The following is an 18,315-nucleotide window of genomic DNA, read 5'->3' on the forward strand; positions in this document are numbered from 1 at the left end:
AATGGTGAGGGCCTGTCGCGGAATCAAGATCGGGCTTCTTGCGGCGCGCAAGCTCGAACGGCGTGGGACGCAATCTGAATCGGTTGAATTTGCGACGCGGATGGCATTAGCTTGCTGCGGCGCAACAAAGCGCTCCAGGGGCAGGGGACGGGGCAATATGGATTACGACATGCTGGTCATCGGCAGCGGCCCTTCCGGTCGCCGTGCCGCGGTGCAGTCGGCCAAGCTCGGCAAATCGGTGCTGGTGGTCGACCGCGGCCGGCGTCTGGGCGGTGTCTCCGTGCATACCGGCACCATTCCATCGAAAACGCTGCGCGAAACTGTGCTCAACCTCTCGGGCTGGCGCGAGCGCGGCTTCTACGGGCGCGGTTACCGGGTCAAGCAGGATATCTCGGTCGGCGATCTGGTCGAGCGCCTGCACAAGACGCTCGACCACGAGGTCGAGGTGCTGCAGCACCAGTTCATGCGCAACACGGTCAAGAGCGCCCGCGCGGCGGTAAAATTTCTCGGTTCCAACAAGGTCAGCCTGACCACCGACACCGGCGATTACAGCGAGGTTGGTTTTGCCAACGCGCTTATCGCGGTCGGCACAAGGCCGCACCGGCCGCGCGATGTGCCTTTCGACAAGACCCGCGTCTTCGACAGCGACGAGATGCTGGAGCTTGACCGCTTGCCGCGCACGCTGACCGTGATCGGCGCCGGCGTCATCGGTGTCGAGTATGCGACGATCTTTTCCGCGCTCGACGTGCCGGTAACCTTGGTCGAGCCGCGCAACACCATCCTCGATTTCGTCGACCGTGAGATCGTCGACGATTTCATCCACCAGATGCGCGATCGCGGCATGACCATCCGGCTGGGCAGCGCGGTGAAGGAAATCCGCTCCAAGCCGGACGCTGCCGAGGTGGAACTGGCCGATGGCCGTACCATCCGTTCCGAGGTCGTGCTCTACGCCGCCGGCCGCACCGGCAATGTCGGCAGCCTGGGCCTGGATGTCGTCGGCATCGACGCCGACTCCAGAGGCCGCATCAAGGTCGATCCGCAATCCTTCCAGACCAGCGTGCCCAACATCTATGCCGCAGGCGACGTCATCGGCTTTCCGAGCCTGGCCTCGACTTCGATGGAGCAGGGCAGGGTGGCGGCCTGCCATGCCTTCGGCGTGCCATTGCCGCCGCCACCGGAAACCTTTCCCTACGGCATCTACGCGGTGCCGGAAATCTCGACGGTCGGCCAGTCCGAGGAACAGGTGCGGGAGAGTGGTGCGGCCTACGAGGTCGGCGTGGCGCGTTTTCGCGAGACCTCGCGCGGCCACATCATGGGTGTCAACACCGGCTTCCTAAAACTGTTGTTCTCGATCGAAACGCGCCGGCTGCTCGGTGCGCATATCATCGGCGAAGGCGCCACCGAGCTCATTCACATCGGCCAGGCGGTGATCAATCTCGGCGGCACTGTCGACTTCTTCGTCAACAACACCTTCAATTATCCGACGCTCGCCGAAGCCTACAAGATCGCCGGGCTGGATGCCTGGAACAGGATGGGGAGGGGCTAGGTTTCGGACTAGGTTCGTGTCCGCTGAATCCGTCTTGAAGGGGCCGAAAAATCAAATAGAGAATGCAGCGTGACAGAACAGATCAAACAACACCATCAGTTTCTGCCGGTGTTCCAAGAGCCACCGGACGAACTCGACGCCGACTGGACGCACGGGTTGCTTCTTGTTGGGATCGGCCAATTTCCCCAAATAGAATGGCTAGAAGCCGCTCGCAGCTACTCTGCAGTCGCCATGCACCTTGTTGACCGTGCGCTGTCCGAAGGCGTTCAGTGGGACAACGCTCATCCTGCTTTGTTCATGTGCCGTCATGCCCTCGAAGACGGCTATTTCAGATTGGGCATCGATACGCGTCAAAAACGGGCATGCGCTGGCCCCCTTGATCGACAGATTACGGCTCGACCTCAAAGCGCACTATCATCATTATGATGTCGAACGGCTTTGCCAGTTTCTTCAAGAGTTTTCTGAGATCGATCCGAACGCGACCGTATTTCGCTTTCCCGACGGGAAAGGTGGTTCGATTGAACCCAGGTCGTCGCACTATGAACTGTGGGTTGATTTTCGGGCATTGAAATTAAGTGCTCAAGCAGTATTCCGTGCTCTTGATCTCGCGTGCCTTGATAATATGGGACGCAATCGTTGAACGATCTCTATATCGTTATGGTCGGAACAGACCGAGCTGTGGCAGAGCGGGGCCATGTTGCGTGATCTCGCTGCTATGATGGGTTTCGGTGTCGTTGATCAGCCTGCGCCACCGTCGCCGATCCGACCAGCCATTGCCTGACGATCGCCGCGTCGGCGTTGCCGAATTCATGACCCGATGCAACAATCCTGGCGTCGATCTCCGCGCCGTGCTGGCTGAGCAATGTCACCAACGCCGGCGCGAAGGGTGCATAGGTGAGATCCGCGGCGCCGGCGACGATCAGCGCTCGCACCTTTGACAGATCCGTCGCCGGCACGTCATCGAGCACCGGCATCGGTCGCAACAGCGCGGCGCGTTCGACAAGGCCGGGATGCAGCAGCGTCAGGCTCGAGACCAGATTGGCGCCGTTCGAATAGCCGAGGAACGTGGTGCGGGAGAGATCGAGCCTGTGACGCGTGGCCGCGTCAGTGACAAAGCCGGCAAAGGCCTCGGTTTCAGTGCGGATGCTTGCCTGTTCGAAGCGCGTCGGCGTGATGCGCGCGAACCAGCGGAAACCATCCTCCTGGACGATGCGGCCGCGCACGGCGATCAGCACGGCACGCGGCGCGATCTCTCGTGCCAGCGGCACCAATGTGGTCTCGTCGACACCCGACCCATGCAGCAGGAAGAGGCATTCGCCGGTTGAATCCGCGGGGCTGTAAAGGCGGTAGCTGAAGGCGAGATCACGCAGCAGCGCACCATCTTGTGAGGTCCTTTCGGTCATGACCTCATCCTTTTGATTTCATGATGATTCCCATCAGTTTGCCGGCTTCAAAACGCAATATTTTCAAGCTCCGCGAAAGTTGATTGAACCAGGCGCATTACAGTCCGTTTCTTCGCCGATAACATTCCTTCGGGAGGAATCGAAGCGGTGCGCCGGGGGTCGCATTGCCGGTATGAACAACCAGCTTTGAGGCCTTTTTGTCGATGACCACCCAGATTTCCCCAGACCGCGATTCGCGTGTCTCGGACCGCGATGCGCGTGTCCCAGACCGCGATACGCGCATCGCCGATCGCGACACGCGTATCGATGTGTTCCGCGCTCTTGCTCTGCTGACCATCTATGTCGACCACGTACCGGGTACCGCCTTCGAGTATCTGACCTACAAGAATTTCGGCTTTTCAGATGCGGCAGAGGTCTTCGTGCTGATCTCCGGCATCTCGGTCGCGCTCGCTTACGGGAAGAAGTTCCAGCCTGGAAACCGGCTGCTGGCAACGTTGAAGATGTGGCGCCGCGCTGGTGTGCTCTATGCCGCCCACATCGTCACCACCATGGTGGTGATGTCCATCTTCTGCGCGGCGGCAGTGTTCGCCAGGCGACCGGAGCTTTTGACGATGATCAACATCGAGCCGTTGATCAAGAATACGCCGCAAGTGCTGATCGGCATCGTGACGCTCGGCCACCAGCTCGGCTACAACAACATCCTGCCAGTCTATGCAGTGCTGCTCTTGCTGGCGCCGGTCTTCCTGCTCTTCGTTAGCTATCGGCCACTACCGGCACTGGTCGCGTCCGGCGCACTGTGGCTGGTCGCGGGGATCTACCAGATTGCTCCGCCCAACTATCCCGAACCCGGTTTCTGGTTTCTCAACCCGCTGTCGTGGCAGTTCCTTTTCAACATCGGCCTGGCAGGCACGCTGCATGTGCGTCGCGGCGGTACCATCCCGGTCAATCGCTGGCTGGTTGGCGCGGCCTTGGCCTACACCGCCATGGCGGTGGTCTGGGTGCACAGCCCGCTCTGGGGGCAGATCTCCTGGTTGGGCCTGCCTCCGGTGCTGACCGGCTTCGACAAGACGTTCCTGTCACTGCCGAGGCTGCTGCATATATTGGCGGTGAGCTATCTGATCGTGGCATTCCCGGCCATCTCGAACCTGTTCCGCACCAGGCGCGATCATCCGCTTGCCATATTGGGCAAACGATCATTGCCGGTTTTCATTGCCGGCACGGTGCTCGCAATGGCGGCGCAGGTGCTGAAGCTGATCAACCCCGGCGGGTTCGCCTATGATAGCCTGTTGATATCGGCCGGCATCGTCATGCAGTTCGCGGTCGCCTACTATCTCGAATGGCTTTCAGGCCTCGGCCGGTCCGGGAAAAGCAGGCCGGCTCACAATCCGGCCCCGCCCGTCCATGCGTCCTTCGGCATGTCGTCGATGGCGACCAGAATGGGGCGTTGAGGCGTCAGGCGTTTCCGGTGGGCGAGGGGCCGGATGAGGCCCGCACCAAGAGCTCTACCGGCAGCAATTGCCGGCTGGTGGGCGAGCCGTCATTTTCAAGGATCGCCTTGACGGCCAGGCGGCCCATCTCGGCGATCGGCTGGACGATTGTGGTCAGTGGCGGCTTGGAAACCGCCCCTTCCGGGACACCGTCGAAGCCGACGATCGAAACGTCGCCCGGCACCGTGATGTCACGCTGCCGCAGCCAGTCCAGTGCATGGAGCGCAATCCTGTCCGACATGGCCAGGATTGCGGTCGGCGTCTCGGCGCCGGCGAAAATATGGTCGAGGCCGGCCCACACGCTCTCCTCGTCATTGACGGTTTCGTAGACCGGCACACGCGAGACGTCGATGTCGACGCGGGAGAGTTCGGTGAAGTAGCCACGCAGGCGGTCGCGCGTGGCGGAGTAGAGGGCCATTTCCACCTGCTCCCTTGTGGTGGGGCCGAAGCCGGCGTCCGCACAGGGCAGGGTAAGCACGGCAAAGCGACGATGCCCGAGCTCGGTCAGGTGGCGGGCCGCAAGGCCAGCCCCGGCAATGTTGTCGACGCCGATTGCTGCGACGGCGTCGTCGTCGTCCGAATCGAGATCGAGCGCGACAAAGGGGAGTTTGCGTTCACGCGCCAGTTCGACCAGCCTTGAGCCGCCATCGACGCAAAAGACGATGAAGCCGTCGACCAGCGCACTCTGGATGTTCCACGCGAGCTGCTCGCCGTTGACGGCGGAGACCAGCGAAATCCCGGCACCGGTCGCGTCGCAAGCCTGCGAAATGCTGGCCATCATCACTCGGGCAAAGGGGTCGTCGAAGAAGTAGGACAACGGTTCCGCCGTCGCGACACCGATGGCATTGACCTTGCCGGCGCGCAGCAGCCGACCTTTGGGGTCGGGGCCGCCATATCCCATCGCCTCGGCTGCTGCCTTGACCCGCTCGCGAACCTCCTCGCGCACGATTTCCGGGCGGGCGAACACGTTGGACGCGGTGCCGTGCGACACGCCGGCCGCTTTTGCAATGTCCGCCAGGCGGACCGGTCTTGTCTTTCCAGAGGTCAACGGCGCCATCTTCGTCTCCTGAATCCACCCCATCTAACACTTTCGTTGGATCGGTTCAAATTTTGACTTGATTCAAGCATCGAAGAGGCATATGTTTGAATCGATCCAAGGGAAGCAGCCCTCAAGATTGGATCGATTCAACATAGTCAGGGAGTTGTGCCATGCATCCTGTCAATTTTCTGTTCGAAGACATCTACCGCAATGATTGGAGCATCTCGTCGAATGCCGCGACGCAGAAGCGCCGCGGCAAGGCCCGTCCATGGGTTCGCGAGCTGCGGTTCCTTGTGGAGCGCAAGCGGAGCTGATCGGGTTCGCTTTTTCGCGCCCGTTGATTGGATCGATTCAAGTACCAAAAAATGAAAGGAGTGCACATCATGCATCCCGTGAGCTATCTGTTCGAAGACATCTACCGCAACTACTGGGGCATCGCGCAGGCTTCCGAACGGCCGGAGCGGCGTCGGTTGGCGAGGCTGCGGCGGCGCAATCGCGAATCGCTTATCCAGCCCGAGCGCCGGCAGGACTAACGGCACTGCAAACGACGTTTGACAGGCGGAGGTCTGTTATCGGGCAGGGTGCTGGCGGCGTCAGGAACGCGCGCGCACCAGCGCCGAGGCCGCGATCACCAGCCAGCCGGCGATGAGCAAGGTGCCACCGATCGGCGCCGACAGCGGGAACAGCCGCGACCCGATGAAATCGCGGGCCAGCAAATCACCGCAAAACAGCAGAAGCCCAACCAGCAGCACCAGGCTGCCGATGCGCAGGATCCGGTTCGTGCCAAGCAATCCGGCGGCGAGGAAGACCGGCGCGTGCATCAGCAGGAAGGATGCGGCGGTGCCGACGAAGGCGCCACCCAGATGCGCCGCCGCGGCCGACAGCGCCACGCCGGCGGCGCCACAGAGGCCACCGGCCAGCACGAGGATACGGCCGCTGGTGTCGGAAAATTGCTCGGCCGTGCTCATGTCTGGGGCTCCGTGATATCAGAGGGATATGCCTAACCCGGTCAGGGTTTGCCGGGGTTGGCGAGCATGTCCTGCTCGCGGCGTGACTGTGCCAGCCAGTTATACACCGCGCCCCCGGCCATCAAGACGGATGTGCCCAGAAACACCGAACGCATGCCGAAATGGCCGCCGGCAAAGCCGCCAAGCAAGGGGCCGGCGACCTGCCCGATATACTGGGCGGAGATCGACAGCCCAAGCACATTGCCGCCGACGCCATCGGGAACATTGTGGCGGATGACGCTGGTGATGCAGGGCAAGAGCCCGCCAAGCGCCAGGCCCATCAGGAAGCGCAGGCCGATGAGCTGCCAGCTCTGCGTGACGAAGGCCTGCGGGATCAGCAGCAGCGCCGAGACGGCGAGCGCGCCGATGATGACGTTCCAATGGCCGATGCGATCGGCGAGCTTGCCGAGGCGCGAAGCCGACAGGATGGCGCCAAGGGCCGCCGCCGACATGGCGACGCCTGATATCAGCGTGACGCGGCTCTGGTCTTCGATGAGCTGCTGCACATATACGGTGATGATCGGCTCGATCGACATGGTGGCGAAACTCAACAGCATGCCGGTCGCCAGCATGGCGACAACAGGCCGTTTGTCGGGGATTTGTGCCCAGCCGCCTTTCGGCTTCTGCTTCGACGCGGCGTCTGCAGTTTTCGGCCGGGGATTCTCCTTGATCAGAAAGGTGGTCGCCAGGAACGCCAGGAAGATGACGCCGCCGGACAAGAGGAAGGTGGCGCGGATGCCGATCAGCGGCGGCAGGGCGCCGCCAATCAGGGGGCCGACCAGAGCCCCACCCGTGATACCGGCCGACAGCACGCCCAGCGCCCAGCCGGAACGCTCCTTTGGCGTCTGCATGGCGACGAGGATGGTCGATCCCGAGGAATAGCCGCCGGCAAAACCGATCAGCAGCCGCAGCAGCACCAGCTGCCAGACGGTCTGCACCATGCCGGTCAGCGACATGCATATGGCCATGCCGAAGCTGGCGCGAACCAGCATCACCTTGCGGCCATAGCGGTCGCCGAGACGTCCCCAGAGCGGCGCCACCAGCGCCGCCGCGAAGAAGGTCGCCCCATAGGCGATCCCCGACCATTGCACGATCGCCGCGTGGCCCTCGGCGCCGAGCTGCTCGATATAGAGCGGCAGGAACGGCAGAAGCAGCGTCATGGCGACAAGCGTCGAAAACGAACCGGCAAAACACACGAACAGATTGCGCCGCCAGTGGATGTTGTAGGTGCTGTCGGTCGCCGGGGGCGTGCTCTGCTGCATGTCATATGTCCTGTCCCAGCAACTCTTTATCGATGGTTGCTGCGGATACCAATTTGGGATACCAAGATGGTGCCCCTGATGGACGCAAGCTTAGCCGCTGTCAATGCGACCGTCTCAAACGTGATCGGAAAAGGCGGCCGGCAAGACGATCGCCAGCAAACGACCAAAAAATGGAAACGACAATGTCGCAGATGCAGAGCGTCGAAAAACAGCTTCGGCAGATGATCCTGGGTCTTGAGATCGGTCCCGGCGAGAAGCTGACCGAGCGCTGGATCGAAAGCCGTTTCGGCGCGTCGCGAACCCCGGTCAGGGCAGCACTTCTGCGGCTTGAGACCGAGGGCCTGGTCGGCAGGGACGGGCGTGGCTGGACGGTGTCGCCTATCAACCTGGCCGAGCTTGAGCAGATCGCAGTCTACAGGGAGGCGGTCGAGGTTGCGGCACTTCGCCTGACATGCGGCATGGCGGACCGGAGCGCCGTCGATGTCATCGAGGCGATGCTCGAGTCCTGCGACAACGACACGTCGCGCGAGGAATGGCATCGTGTCGGCATGGATTTTCACATCGAACTGGCGCGTCTGTCGGGCAACGAATTCCTGTTCCGGGCGGTCCGCGATGCCATGACGCGCCTGTCGCGGGCGCGATGGCTCGAGGTTCGCGATGAAGCCGCCCTTGCTCGCGCCTGGGCCGAACATCGCGCCATTCTGGCAGCGGCACGCCTTGGCGATGCCGATGAAGCCGCGCGCCTGCTTTCGGGCCACATCGTCGGCAGCCGCGACCGGCTGGTGACATCGCTCGCCAACGATCGCCGCGGTCTTCGCGCCAGAGGCTTTGCCGTCGTCGCCGCTTGAGGCGCCGTGCAGGCAGGGTACGCGCCGCGCAAAAGGCGGCCTCTGGACGTATGCGCACTTTCGGCCTCGCTTCACCGACGCCGATGGCGTAAGGAGCGGCGATGGAAAACAACCGATTTGAAACACCTGTGACTGTGAAGTCAGTCGCGGCGGGAAGCACTCAGCTCTTGCGTACTGCGCGTGAGGCTTCCGACTACCTGCTCAACAGCTGGCCCGGCAAGCGCAGCCCCAAGCATCGCGCTGCCCTGCAGGCTTGCCATGACGCGCTGGCCGGCGACAAGCCGGCGATGAACGCCAGGCGCGCCTTCATCGCGGCAGCACGCGAAGTGGACGTCTTTATCAGCGACAAGGCGCCTGCCTGATACAAGGGCGGTAGTCCGGGCGACAATCTGGATTGAGGCATGGCCCGCATCTGCGGGCCTTTTGCCGTCACTTTGCCGTTTCGGTTTCGGTTTCGGTCTCGTCCTCGGGCTTCGAACGTTCGCGCGCGGCAACCTTGGCTGCCAGCTTCTCGGCCTTCTTGGCCGCCTTCTGGCGGTCGCGTTCCTTGCGTTCCTGATCGTAGTTTGGTGGTCGCGCCATATCGGCTCCTTTTTCACTGCCTCGCGGCTATGGTCCTGCCTAGGAGCATTAGCCGTCAAACACAACAGCTGAAGCGATAGTGGCCGTTCGCATCGAGGATGGTCGGGGCTTGCAACGTGCTCGGTACAATGATGTAGGGAGAGCCGGGGCATCAACAAGCTGCGATCTGCCCCGTTTGTTTTGATCAAGTGAATTATGGCCACGATACAACGAACGACGGCAAGGGTTTTCTACTATGCGCGAAACGTCTTGCGCGATATCGCACCGCAGGCACTCTTCCGCCGACGGTTGGCGGGCCGCCTCGAACAGGCCCGGCTCTCGGATGAGGCGGTGTGGCGGCGGCTGAATTACTACAACAAGCTGCAGAATACGTTTTCGCCCAGCCCAGCTGCCGTGCGTCTCGACAAGCTGCCCCCTACGCCGACCATGTATTATTACGACCTCAGGGAGTTCGCCCGCTATTTCGATCCGGCATTGCTCGTCGACATCGAATTCGGCGACGTCATCGAGGTGCCGAAGGTGCCGACGCTCGTCAAGGATCGGCCGATCTGCGCCGACGACGGCAATGCGGTGATCATGAAATTCAACAAGTTCCGGCACTTCCACATGCCGGCCGACGCAATTGCCTTCGCCGACAAGCGCCCGGTGGTGGTCTGGCGCGGCGATCTCAACAATCCGAAACGGACGAGATTTATCGACGCCGTGCGCGATCTGCCGTTCTGCGACGCCGGCTCACACAAGCCGTATGCGCCAGCCGAATACAGCAAACCTTTTCTCAGCATCAGCCAACAGCTGCGTTGCCGCTACATCGTCTCGCTCGAAGGCAACGACGTGGCGACCAATCTCAAATGGATCCTGAATTCCAATTCGCTCTGCCTGATGCCGTTGCCGACATACGAGACATGGTTTGCGGAAAAGCAACTCGAGGCCGGTGTCCACTATGTGCCGCTCGACCCGGATTTCACCGATGTCACGGACAAGGTACGCTATTTCGAACGACACCCGGCCGAGGCGGAACGCATCATCGCCGCCGCCAATGCCTATTGCCGCCAATTCTCCAACGAGCAGGACGAGCGGGCGATCTCCCTGCTCGTGCTGTACAAATATTTTGTGCTCAGCGGCCAGATCGAGCCCGATCCAGAGGTCTGGCGGTTTATCCAAGGTTAGCGCGCCGCGGGCCTCGGCTCAGATGCCGCTTCGGTCCAGAACCAGGTCGGCGGGGCCGAAGCGGTCTTTTGCCGTCAGTTGCTGGTGCCAGTAGGGATAGAGCAAGGGCGGCCGGCTGACCGCGTCGAGGCGACCGCGCTCGTCGCCGGCAAGCACCAGGCTTGCCGCTGCGATGTTGTCCCTGAACTGCGTTTCGGTCCTGCCGCCGATCACCAGCGAACTGACGGCCGGCCGGCCAAGCAGCCAAGCCAGTGCCACCTGCGCTGCCGACACACCGCGCTGCGTGCCGATCTCGACAAGCACGTCGACGATCCGCCACAGCCGGTCCTCGTCGCGGATCGGCGGTTCGGACCAGCCGGCGAGCTGCCGAGCGGTGGGGCTGTCGCGGCGGTATTTGCCGGACAGCAATCCGCCGGCAAGCGGGCTCCAGACCAGCACGCCCAGCCCCTGGTCGACGGAAATCGGCAGCAATTCATACTCCGCCTCGCGCGCTTCCAGCGTGTAGTGGATCTGCTGGGTGACGAAGCGCGGCTGGTGATGGCTGTCGCTGATGCCGAGCGCCTTCATCACCTGCCAGCCGGAATAGTTGGAGCAGCCGACATAGCGGATCTTGCCTTGCGCAACCAAAGTATCGAGCGCCGCGATGGTCTCCTCCAGCGGTGTTGCGCCATCCCATTCGTGCAGGAAGTAGATGTCGATGACGTCGGTCTTGAGCCGCTTCAGGCTCTTCTCGCATTCGCGGATCAGGTGATGGCGCGACAGGCCTTCATCGTTCGGACCGTTACCGATCCGCATCCGTGCCTTGGAGGCGATCAGCACGTCGCCTTTGCGCTTGCCGCCGAGCGCTTCGCCGATGATCTCTTCCGAAATGCCGTTCGAATAGACATTGGCGGTGTCGATGACGTTGATGCCGGCATCGATGCAGAGATCGATCATCCGGCGCGCTTCGTCGAGGTCGGTCTTGCCGACCGCCGAAAACGCGCCGGCGCCGCCGAAAGTCATGGTGCCCATGGTCAGTGTCGAAACTTTCAGGCCGGAACGGCCGAGGGTGCGGTATTCCATGTCAGTCCTCGCGATTGCGTTGGGAAGGGGGCTGGGGGAGGGCGCGCGCCGAATGTGGCCGCTATTTGTAGGACAATTTGGGCGGCTTGTCTCCATGCCAGGACGACGGATCGATCGTGCCTGGCGGGATTTGCAGCGGCCTGGATCACGCCCGGGCTGCAATAAAACCGTCATTGCCGGCCTATATTGAAGTCGGCTCAGGGTGTTGTCGTTCCGGACCGCAAGCCGGGAGTTTGGGGGCACCGAACGTGGATCGACAGAGCTTGCAAGCGGAGCAACTGACATGACCGAGCTAAAACAGAATTCTCCTGCCAAGGACTGGCTTGAAGCCGATCTCGCCGACACGCTCGACGAGGACTATGAGCTCGAAATGTCGGAGCCGGCGCTGTCGATGGAGATCGCCAAGATCTACAAGAACGCGCATCCGCCTTCGATCGATCGCATGCAGTATTTTCGCGACCTGATCACCTTGCAGTCCGAATTGATCAAGCTGCAGTCCTGGGTCGCCTACCACAAGAAGAAGCTGGTGGTGATCTTCGAGGGGCGCGACTCGGCCGGCAAGGGCGGCGTCATCAAGCGCATCACCCAGCGGCTCAATCCGCGCATCTGCCGTGTCGTGGCACTGCCGGCACCGACCGAGCGCGAGAAGTCGCAATGGTATTTCCAGCGCTATGTCCCGCATCTGCCGGCTGGCGGCGAGATCGTGCTGTTCGACCGCTCCTGGTACAACCGCTCGGGCGTCGAGCGGGTGATGGGCTTCGCCCAGCCCGATCAGGTGGAAGAATTCTTCCGCGACGTGCCTGAGTTCGAGCGCATGCTGGTCCGCTCGGGCATCACCGTGGTCAAATACTGGTTCTCGATCACCGACGAGGAGCAGCAGATGCGCTTCCTGATGCGCATCCACGATCCGATGAAGCAGTGGAAATTGTCACCGATGGACCTGCAGTCGCGCGTGCGCTGGGAGCAGTACACCAAGGCCAAGGAAGAGACCTTCGTCCGCACCAACATCCCGGAAGCCCCGTGGTTCATCGTCGAAGGCAACGACAAGAAGCGGGCGCGGCTGAACTGCATCGACCACCTGCTCAAGCAGATGCCCTATGAAGAGGTCCCGCACGAGGAGATCACGCTGCCGGAGCGCGTTTTCAATCCCGAATACGAGCGCCAGACGCTGCCGCGCGAGCTCTACGTGCCGGAGAAATACTGAGCGTCTTTACCCTCCCCGACGCGGGGAGGGTAAAGAACTATGCCCGCTTGATGGTGACGTGCGTGGCGAGCGGCGTCGCCACCTGCTCGCTGCAGAGATAACCGAGCTTGAGCATGTCGAGGCCGGCAAAAAGGTTCTCCCCCTTGCCGAGCAGCACCGGCGCGATCGCCAGATGCATCTCGTCGATCAGCTTCTCCTGGAGGTATTGCCGGATTGTGTCGACGCCGCCGCCGACCCGCACATCCTTGCCGTCAGCCGCTGCTTTCGCCTGTTCAAGCGCCGAATGGATGCCGTCGGTGATGAAGTAAAAGGTTGTGCCGCCCTCCATGACGATCGGTTCGCGCTCGTGGTGCGTCAGCACGAAAACCGGCACATGGTACGGCGGGTTGTCGCCCCACCAGCCTTTCCAGCTGTCGTCAGGCCATTCGCCGCGGATCGGCCCGAACATGTTGCGGCCGAGAATCCAGGCGCCGACATTTTCGAAACTGCGCGCCGCGAACGCCTCGTTGATATCGGTGGTGCCGCCATCCTGTCCGAGCACCATCTCACGGAAGGTGCGGGTGTCGACAAACCACTTGTGCAAGGATTCCCCACCGACGCCGAGCGGATTTTGCAGATCCTGATCGGGACCGGCGCCATAGCCGTCGAGCGACAGGCTGAAAGCGTTGACACGAAGTTTGGACATGAGAGCCTCCTCGATAACCAGTTGTATTTTGCAAGCGGTGTTTTGATAGCAAACTGATTGCGATTTGCAAGTGGTATTTTCGAGGCAACGATCGGACTGTCGGTTCTGAAGACAAGCCGGTAGCCGCGCCGGCGAAACAGGATGCGGCCGCAGGCTGTCTGCCAGCCACAATTATTGGCGCTGCGATGCTTCGAGCATACGTTCGATAGCACGACGTAGTGGCGGCAGGCTGTCGGTCACCACCGCCCATACTATCGCACCGGAGGTCTTGTGATATTCGTGACGCAAAATGTTGCCTATCCCACGAACTTGTTTCCATGGAATCTCGGAGGCAAGGGCTGCCAAATCATCCGGAATGTGCCGGGCAGCTTCGGAAATGATTTCGATCCCGCGCTCGATGCCATGTCGGAGCAGCCAGTCGCTATTGAAGTCATCCAGCGTCTTGCCCACGGCGGCAGCAGCGATGCCGTCCAAGGCCTCCATGATTTCGGCTAGAATCGGTTCGAGCCGGCGCACTGCCATCAGAATATGCGCACGGCAGATCGTTCGATGTCGGCCTTCAACATGGGATTGAGGCTGTCGCGGGTGGTGATATCGATCTCCGCTGACATTTTCTCTTCAAGAAATTGCTTAATGCTGACAAGATCTATCAGCGAAAAGCGTCTTGCAGGATCATAATCGATGAAGAGGTCGAGATCGCTGTCTGGCCCTGCGCCGCCCCCCAAAGTCGATCCGAAGAGATAAAGCGAAGTCGCGCCCATGCCTTTGATGGCATCTGCATTTCTCTGCAATCGCTCTATGACCTCATTCCTGCTCATGAATTCATTCTAGCGGATTGCGTTAAAATTCCAAAACGACCTAGCGGCCTTCCTTCAGCAGTTCCGCCACTTCGGGCGCGAAATAGGTCAAAATGCCGTCGCAGCCGGCGCGCTTGAAGGCAAGCAGGCTCTCCAGCATCGCTTTCTCGCCATCGATCCAGCCATTGGCGCCCGCGGCCTTGATCATCGAATACTCGCCCGACACCTGGTAGGCGAAGGTCGGCATCTGGAATTCGTCCTTCAGCCTTCGGATGATGTCGAGATAGGGCAGGCCCGGCTTGACAACCAGCATGTCGGCGCCTTCGGCGATATCCTGCTCGGCCTCGCGCACCGCCTCGTCGGAATTGGCGTGGTCGATGTAATAGGTCTTCTTGTCGCCCTTGAGCAGGCCGGCCGTGCCCACCGCCTCGCGATAGGGGCCGTAGAAGGCCGAGGCGAACTTGGTCGCATAGGACATGATCGCCACGTCCTGAAAACCGTTGGCGTCGAGCGCGTCGCGGATGGCGCCGATGCGGCCGTCCATCATGTCGGACGGGGCAATGATGTCGGCGCCGGCCGCCGCCTGGATGACGGCCGCGGTGGTCACCTGTTCCACCGTCTCATCGTTGACGATGATGCCGTCGCGCAGGATGCCGTCATGGCCGTGGCTGGTGAACGGGTCGAGCGCGGCGTCGGTGATGATGCCGATCTCCGGCACTGCGTCCTTGATCGCGCGGGTGGCGCGGTTGATGACGTTGTCGGGGTCGAGGATGTACGAGCCGGTCTGGTCACGCAGCGAGATGTCGACATTGGGGAAGGTGGCGAGCGCGGGAATGCCGAGCTTTGCCGCGCGCTCGGCCTCCTTGACCGCGAGATCGATTGACAGGCGGAAGACCCCCGGCATGGCGGCGATCGGCTCGCGGACATTCTTGCCGTCGACGACGAAGATCGGCCAGATCAGGTCGTCGACCGAGAGCCGGTTCTCCTGCACGAGACGGCGCGACCAGTCGGCCTTGCGCATGCGGCGCAAGCGGCGGCTGCCGGTGATGTCGTCGACGCTGCGCGCGCCGGCTGGCTTCGTCAGGGTGAATTTGTTCATCGCCAAAACTCCGGATCGGCGACTTTTACCACGAGCCCTTGCCGCTGACCAATGCGACACGTTTGTGCCAGCAATCCGGTCGAGGCCTATTCGGGTTGCTCATTGCCCGACAGGATCTGCGCCGCGCCCTTGATAGCAACGCGGAAAGCCTCATCGAAGCTGACACCGCGCACCTGCCAGATGTAGGTCTTGCTTGCCGTGGCCAGCCGCCAGTCGGCGATCCAGCCCAGTTCCTTGTCGCTCCAGACGAGGCTGCCGGAAAGTGCCTGATCGGCGCCGGCCTTTTTCGCGAGGGTGTCGAGCTTCGTCATCTCGGCGTTACGAAGCGCCTGATCGGCCAATCCGGCCTGCGACAACTGCGCTGCCGTGGGAAAAGTCACCTGCATGGCCAGCGGTACTGCGGCATTGCTGAACGATTCGCGCATCAACACGCCGCGCTCGTCATCGGCTTCGAGCGCGAAATGCTGGGTGCCGCGTTCGGTTGCCAAAAACACCGCCAGCCGTGGCCGCTCGGTCAGCCACGGCCTGCTGCCGAGCGACGCCAGCACCGGGTCGATGTCAGCAGGCTTGTACTGGCAGTAAAGATTATGAGGCCGATCGTACGTGCCCTGATCGTCATGGTTGGGAATGCCTTCCATGCGGTCGCGGTAACTAAAGCTGGCAACGAAGCTGCCGGCCTTGTCGCGCAGTGCCGCCATCTCCGGTTTCGCCGGCAGGCGCTGATCGCCGGAAACCCGGACCAGAACCGCGTCGAGACAGCGCTTGAAGCCGGCCTGGCGGTTCTTCTCGTACTTGCCGTTGACGATGGTCTGGGATTTGTAGAGGTCGTCGATATCAGTCGCTCTGGCCGGACCATTGGGGGTGCAGATGGCCAGCAGGCCACCCAGAACAAGGGCAAGGCGCAAAAACTGCGGCATGGCTCACCGTCCGTTGCGAAAGCCGTCATCGACATATGGCGGCCACGCAAGGTCAGGGCCGGTTCTGAAGAACGATACGTTGTTGGTGAAAATGCTGGCCGGTGCAAGCCTGATCATACGCCCATCCGGATGCTCGATCTGGGCCACGTTGTCGATGAACCACGCGTTCCACCCTGCTTCGGGACCGAGATATTTGTGAAGGAGCCGTTTGAAGCGGTCTGGCGACATTGGTTCGATGGTGGCGATGCCGCGCAGCCCGACGTGCAGCAAGATGCCCGCATTGTTGTCGAAGTGAACAATTTCCACCGCGCAGCGTGGGTCTCTTTCAAGATGCTTTACCGCGCTTCCATCCGATGACCCGAGAAGCCAGATCGCACCGTCTTCCCAGATGAACCATACTGGTGCGTTGCGTGGTGCGCCGTCCGGGCTAACGGTCGCCAAATTCGCCATCAGTGGACGACTTAGAGCATCGTCTGGGTTGAATTCTCGCGGCACCGCCAAATTGTCCTCCCGACGCTCTGGCTGCAAGGATCATACGTTCGCCCTTGCCTCACAGACGGATAATTTGCATCCATTTGGCCGCGACGCAAAGGATGGCCTCTTCCACTCCCGAGATCCAAACAGGCGCACGACGGCCGGGCTCGCCATTGACGCACCCATGCGCCACGCTTTAGCACTTCAGTCCCGGCGGCCGGGGGAGGGATTCTTTCACGATGGATTTTGGCGGAGGCGACGAAATTCGCTTCGAACATGTGGGCCGGGCCGGCGTCGTCACGTTGACGCGGCCGCAGGCGCTCAATGCCTTGACGCACCGCATGATCAGGGCGCTCGACGCTGCTCTTTCCGCCTGGGAGACCGACCAAGGCATCGACGTCATCGTCGTCAAGGCCGAGGGCAGGGCCTTTTCGGCCGGCGGCGACATCCTGCATGTCTATGAGACCGGCCGGGCGGGAAAACCGCCGGTCGAGTTCTTCGCCGACGAATACCGGCTCAACGCCCGCATCAACAGCTCTAGGAAACCCTATGTCGCCCTGATCGACGGCATCGTCATGGGCGGTGGCGTCGGTATCTCCTTCCACGGCTCGCACCGGGTGATGACCGAGAATGCCCAGTTTGCCATGCCGGAGGTCGGCATCGGCTTTTTCCCGGATGTCGGCGCCAGCCACCTGCTGCCCGATCTCGGTGGCTCGTTCGGCATGTATCTGGCGCTGACCGGCAATCGCATCCGCTATGGCGATGCGCTGTGGTCGGGTCTGGCCACCCACACCATCAAGGCCGAGGACCAGGGCGGCTTCCTCGACCGGCTGACGCTGACCGGCGATCCGGAATCGGTGCTGCGCGGCTTCTTCGTTCAGGCAAGGCGAGAGACCGACAGGCCGACGCTGGAGGCGATCGTCCGCCATTTTTCGCAACCATCCCTGAAACGCGTCATCGACAGCCTGGAGCGTGCGGCGGACGCCGACGAGTTCGCGGCAAAGACGCTGGCGACGATCCGCACCCGTTCGCCGACCAGCCTGCGCGTCGCCTGGCGCCAGATCGGCGCCGGGCTGACCCTGTCGATGGAAGCGTGCATGAAGATGGAGTTCCGCATCCTCAACCGGATGCTGGCCGGCCATGATTTCTACGAAGGCATCCGCGCCGCGATCATCGACAAGGGCTCGAAGCCGCAATGGCGCCCGGCGAGCCTCGATGCGGTCAGCGAGGCCGATGTCGACGCCTATTTCGCTCCGCTCGGGGAACGGGAGCTCTTGATATGAGCGAAGTGACCTCAAGACGCGTCGTGCTGCAGCCCTCCGGGGTGGAGGTGATCTTCGCCTGGTTCCAGCGTGTCATATCAGGCTACTGCCTGCTGTTCGGCATTCTCTACTGGATCAGGCTGATCGGCTTCTATCCGGGCTCGCTGTGGCGCTTCGACCTGATGCCCGTGCACTGGCAGGTGGCGGCGGTGGTGCTCGCCGTGTTCTTTCCCTTCGCCGCTGCCGGCCTGTGGATGCTGGCGTCCTGGGGGCCGGTGATCTGGTTCATTTGCGCGGCGACCGAGACAGTCATGTATGCCGGCTTTCCCGAGCTTTTCGGCCACCGTCTGCTGATTGTCGTCTCGCATGCCGCGGTGGCGGTGCTCTACATTGTCTTTCGCGTCGTCATCTACCTGCAGAAGCGCCCGGTTCGCCACTAAGCCCTTGAGCACATTGGCGGCCTGGCGGCTGCCT

General features: G+C 61.9%; 23 protein-coding genes. 11 read left to right on the plus strand and 12 right to left on the minus strand.

The window, feature by feature from the left end:
* Positions 1–157 precede the first annotated feature (157 nt).
* Positions 158–1,546 (plus strand): Si-specific NAD(P)(+) transhydrogenase, encoded by a 1,389-nt coding sequence (sthA, locus tag ACFOJ9_RS12820; protein WP_378979212.1) that lies wholly within the window; start codon positions 158–160, stop codon positions 1,544–1,546.
* Between the two features lie 69 nt (positions 1,547–1,615).
* A complete protein-coding gene (locus ACFOJ9_RS12825; protein WP_378979213.1) occupies positions 1,616–1,972 on the plus strand; it encodes a hypothetical protein in 357 nt (118 codons plus the stop codon).
* 287 nt (positions 1,973–2,259) lie between these two features.
* Here the strand turns inward: ACFOJ9_RS12825 and ACFOJ9_RS12830 are convergent, their stop codons facing one another.
* A complete protein-coding gene (locus tag ACFOJ9_RS12830; protein WP_378979214.1) occupies positions 2,260–2,949 on the minus strand; it encodes an alpha/beta hydrolase in 690 nt (229 codons plus the stop codon).
* 203 nt (positions 2,950–3,152) lie between these two features.
* Here ACFOJ9_RS12830 and ACFOJ9_RS12835 point away from each other — a divergent pair, with 203 nt between their 5' ends.
* Positions 3,153–4,397 carry an OpgC family protein gene (locus ACFOJ9_RS12835; protein ID WP_378979215.1) on the plus strand — a complete coding sequence of 415 codons (1,245 nt, stop codon included), beginning with the start codon at positions 3,153–3,155 and terminating at the stop codon, positions 4,395–4,397.
* A 4-nt stretch (positions 4,398–4,401) separates the two neighbouring features.
* Here the strand turns inward: ACFOJ9_RS12835 and ACFOJ9_RS12840 are convergent, their stop codons facing one another.
* Positions 4,402–5,493 carry a LacI family DNA-binding transcriptional regulator gene (locus ACFOJ9_RS12840; RefSeq protein ID WP_378979216.1) on the minus strand — a complete coding sequence of 364 codons (1,092 nt, stop codon included), beginning with the start codon at positions 5,491–5,493 and terminating at the stop codon, positions 4,402–4,404.
* 152 nt (positions 5,494–5,645) lie between these two features.
* On the opposite strand from ACFOJ9_RS12840, the gene ACFOJ9_RS12845 reads away from it, so the two are divergent.
* Entirely contained in the window at positions 5,646–5,789 is a 144-nt protein-coding gene (locus ACFOJ9_RS12845) for a hypothetical protein (protein WP_378979217.1), read from the plus strand.
* 69 nt (positions 5,790–5,858) lie between these two features.
* Positions 5,859–6,008 (plus strand): hypothetical protein, encoded by a 150-nt coding sequence (locus ACFOJ9_RS12850; RefSeq protein ID WP_378979218.1) that lies wholly within the window; start codon positions 5,859–5,861, stop codon positions 6,006–6,008.
* A gap of 60 nt (positions 6,009–6,068) precedes the next feature.
* On the opposite strand, the gene ACFOJ9_RS12855 is transcribed toward ACFOJ9_RS12850, so the two are convergent.
* Positions 6,069–6,443 carry a DUF423 domain-containing protein gene (locus tag ACFOJ9_RS12855; protein WP_378979219.1) on the minus strand — a complete coding sequence of 125 codons (375 nt, stop codon included), beginning with the start codon at positions 6,441–6,443 and terminating at the stop codon, positions 6,069–6,071.
* A 41-nt stretch (positions 6,444–6,484) separates the two neighbouring features.
* Complete coding sequence (locus ACFOJ9_RS12860; RefSeq protein WP_378979220.1) at positions 6,485–7,744, minus strand: multidrug efflux MFS transporter; 1,260 nt, start codon at positions 7,742–7,744, stop codon at positions 6,485–6,487.
* Positions 7,745–7,926: 182 nt separating this feature from the next.
* Here ACFOJ9_RS12860 and ACFOJ9_RS12865 point away from each other — a divergent pair, with 182 nt between their 5' ends.
* On the plus strand, positions 7,927–8,592 hold the full coding sequence (locus ACFOJ9_RS12865; protein WP_378979221.1) for a GntR family transcriptional regulator: 666 nt from the start codon (positions 7,927–7,929) through the stop codon (positions 8,590–8,592).
* A 167-nt stretch (positions 8,593–8,759) separates the two neighbouring features.
* Positions 8,760–8,954 (plus strand): DUF982 domain-containing protein, encoded by a 195-nt coding sequence (locus tag ACFOJ9_RS12870; protein WP_378979222.1) that lies wholly within the window; start codon positions 8,760–8,762, stop codon positions 8,952–8,954.
* Between the two features lie 67 nt (positions 8,955–9,021).
* Here ACFOJ9_RS12870 and ACFOJ9_RS12875 read toward each other — a convergent pair whose 3' ends face one another.
* On the minus strand, positions 9,022–9,174 hold the full coding sequence (locus tag ACFOJ9_RS12875; protein WP_095085720.1) for a hypothetical protein: 153 nt from the start codon (positions 9,172–9,174) through the stop codon (positions 9,022–9,024).
* A 195-nt stretch (positions 9,175–9,369) separates the two neighbouring features.
* On the opposite strand from ACFOJ9_RS12875, the gene ACFOJ9_RS12880 reads away from it, so the two are divergent.
* Positions 9,370–10,341, plus strand: coding sequence for a glycosyl transferase family 90 (locus ACFOJ9_RS12880; protein ID WP_378979223.1), 972 nt, complete (start codon positions 9,370–9,372; stop codon positions 10,339–10,341).
* 18 nt (positions 10,342–10,359) lie between these two features.
* Here the strand turns inward: ACFOJ9_RS12880 and ACFOJ9_RS12885 are convergent, their stop codons facing one another.
* Positions 10,360–11,403 carry an aldo/keto reductase gene (locus ACFOJ9_RS12885; protein ID WP_378979224.1) on the minus strand — a complete coding sequence of 348 codons (1,044 nt, stop codon included), beginning with the start codon at positions 11,401–11,403 and terminating at the stop codon, positions 10,360–10,362.
* Between the two features lie 283 nt (positions 11,404–11,686).
* On the opposite strand from ACFOJ9_RS12885, the gene ppk2 reads away from it, so the two are divergent.
* On the plus strand, positions 11,687–12,607 hold the full coding sequence (gene ppk2 / locus ACFOJ9_RS12890) for a polyphosphate kinase 2 (protein WP_378979225.1): 921 nt from the start codon (positions 11,687–11,689) through the stop codon (positions 12,605–12,607).
* A 37-nt stretch (positions 12,608–12,644) separates the two neighbouring features.
* Here ppk2 and ACFOJ9_RS12895 read toward each other — a convergent pair whose 3' ends face one another.
* The 6 genes from ACFOJ9_RS12895 to ACFOJ9_RS12920 all read right to left on the minus strand — a co-directional run bounded on the left by ACFOJ9_RS12895 (position 12,645) and on the right by ACFOJ9_RS12920 (position 16,600).
* Positions 12,645–13,292 (minus strand): dihydrofolate reductase family protein, encoded by a 648-nt coding sequence (locus tag ACFOJ9_RS12895; protein ID WP_378979226.1) that lies wholly within the window; start codon positions 13,290–13,292, stop codon positions 12,645–12,647.
* Between the two features lie 171 nt (positions 13,293–13,463).
* Positions 13,464–13,814 (minus strand): HepT-like ribonuclease domain-containing protein, encoded by a 351-nt coding sequence (locus tag ACFOJ9_RS12900; protein ID WP_378979227.1) that lies wholly within the window; start codon positions 13,812–13,814, stop codon positions 13,464–13,466.
* Entirely contained in the window at positions 13,814–14,110 is a 297-nt protein-coding gene (locus ACFOJ9_RS12905) for a nucleotidyltransferase family protein (RefSeq protein WP_378979228.1), read from the minus strand. The genes ACFOJ9_RS12900 and ACFOJ9_RS12905 overlap by 1 nt, the downstream gene beginning before the upstream one ends.
* A 40-nt stretch (positions 14,111–14,150) precedes the next feature.
* Entirely contained in the window at positions 14,151–15,188 is a 1,038-nt protein-coding gene (gene hemB, locus ACFOJ9_RS12910) for a porphobilinogen synthase (protein ID WP_378979229.1), read from the minus strand.
* An 86-nt stretch (positions 15,189–15,274) separates the two neighbouring features.
* Positions 15,275–16,105: a DUF2066 domain-containing protein gene (locus tag ACFOJ9_RS12915; protein WP_378979230.1), complete on the minus strand. Its 831-nt coding sequence runs from the start codon at positions 16,103–16,105 to the stop codon at positions 15,275–15,277.
* Positions 16,106–16,108: 3 nt separating this feature from the next.
* Complete coding sequence (locus tag ACFOJ9_RS12920; protein WP_378987748.1) at positions 16,109–16,600, minus strand: pyridoxamine 5'-phosphate oxidase family protein; 492 nt, start codon at positions 16,598–16,600, stop codon at positions 16,109–16,111.
* Between the two features lie 218 nt (positions 16,601–16,818).
* On the opposite strand from ACFOJ9_RS12920, the gene ACFOJ9_RS12925 reads away from it, so the two are divergent.
* Positions 16,819–17,862 (plus strand): enoyl-CoA hydratase/isomerase family protein, encoded by a 1,044-nt coding sequence (locus ACFOJ9_RS12925; RefSeq protein WP_378979231.1) that lies wholly within the window; start codon positions 16,819–16,821, stop codon positions 17,860–17,862.
* A complete protein-coding gene (locus tag ACFOJ9_RS12930; protein WP_378979232.1) occupies positions 17,859–18,281 on the plus strand; it encodes a DUF6163 family protein in 423 nt (140 codons plus the stop codon). The genes ACFOJ9_RS12925 and ACFOJ9_RS12930 overlap by 4 nt, the downstream gene beginning before the upstream one ends.
* Positions 18,282–18,315 lie beyond the last annotated feature (34 nt).

Source organism: Mesorhizobium cantuariense, assembly GCF_042647205.1.
Classification (GTDB): Bacteria; Pseudomonadota; Alphaproteobacteria; order Rhizobiales; family Rhizobiaceae; genus Mesorhizobium; species Mesorhizobium cantuariense.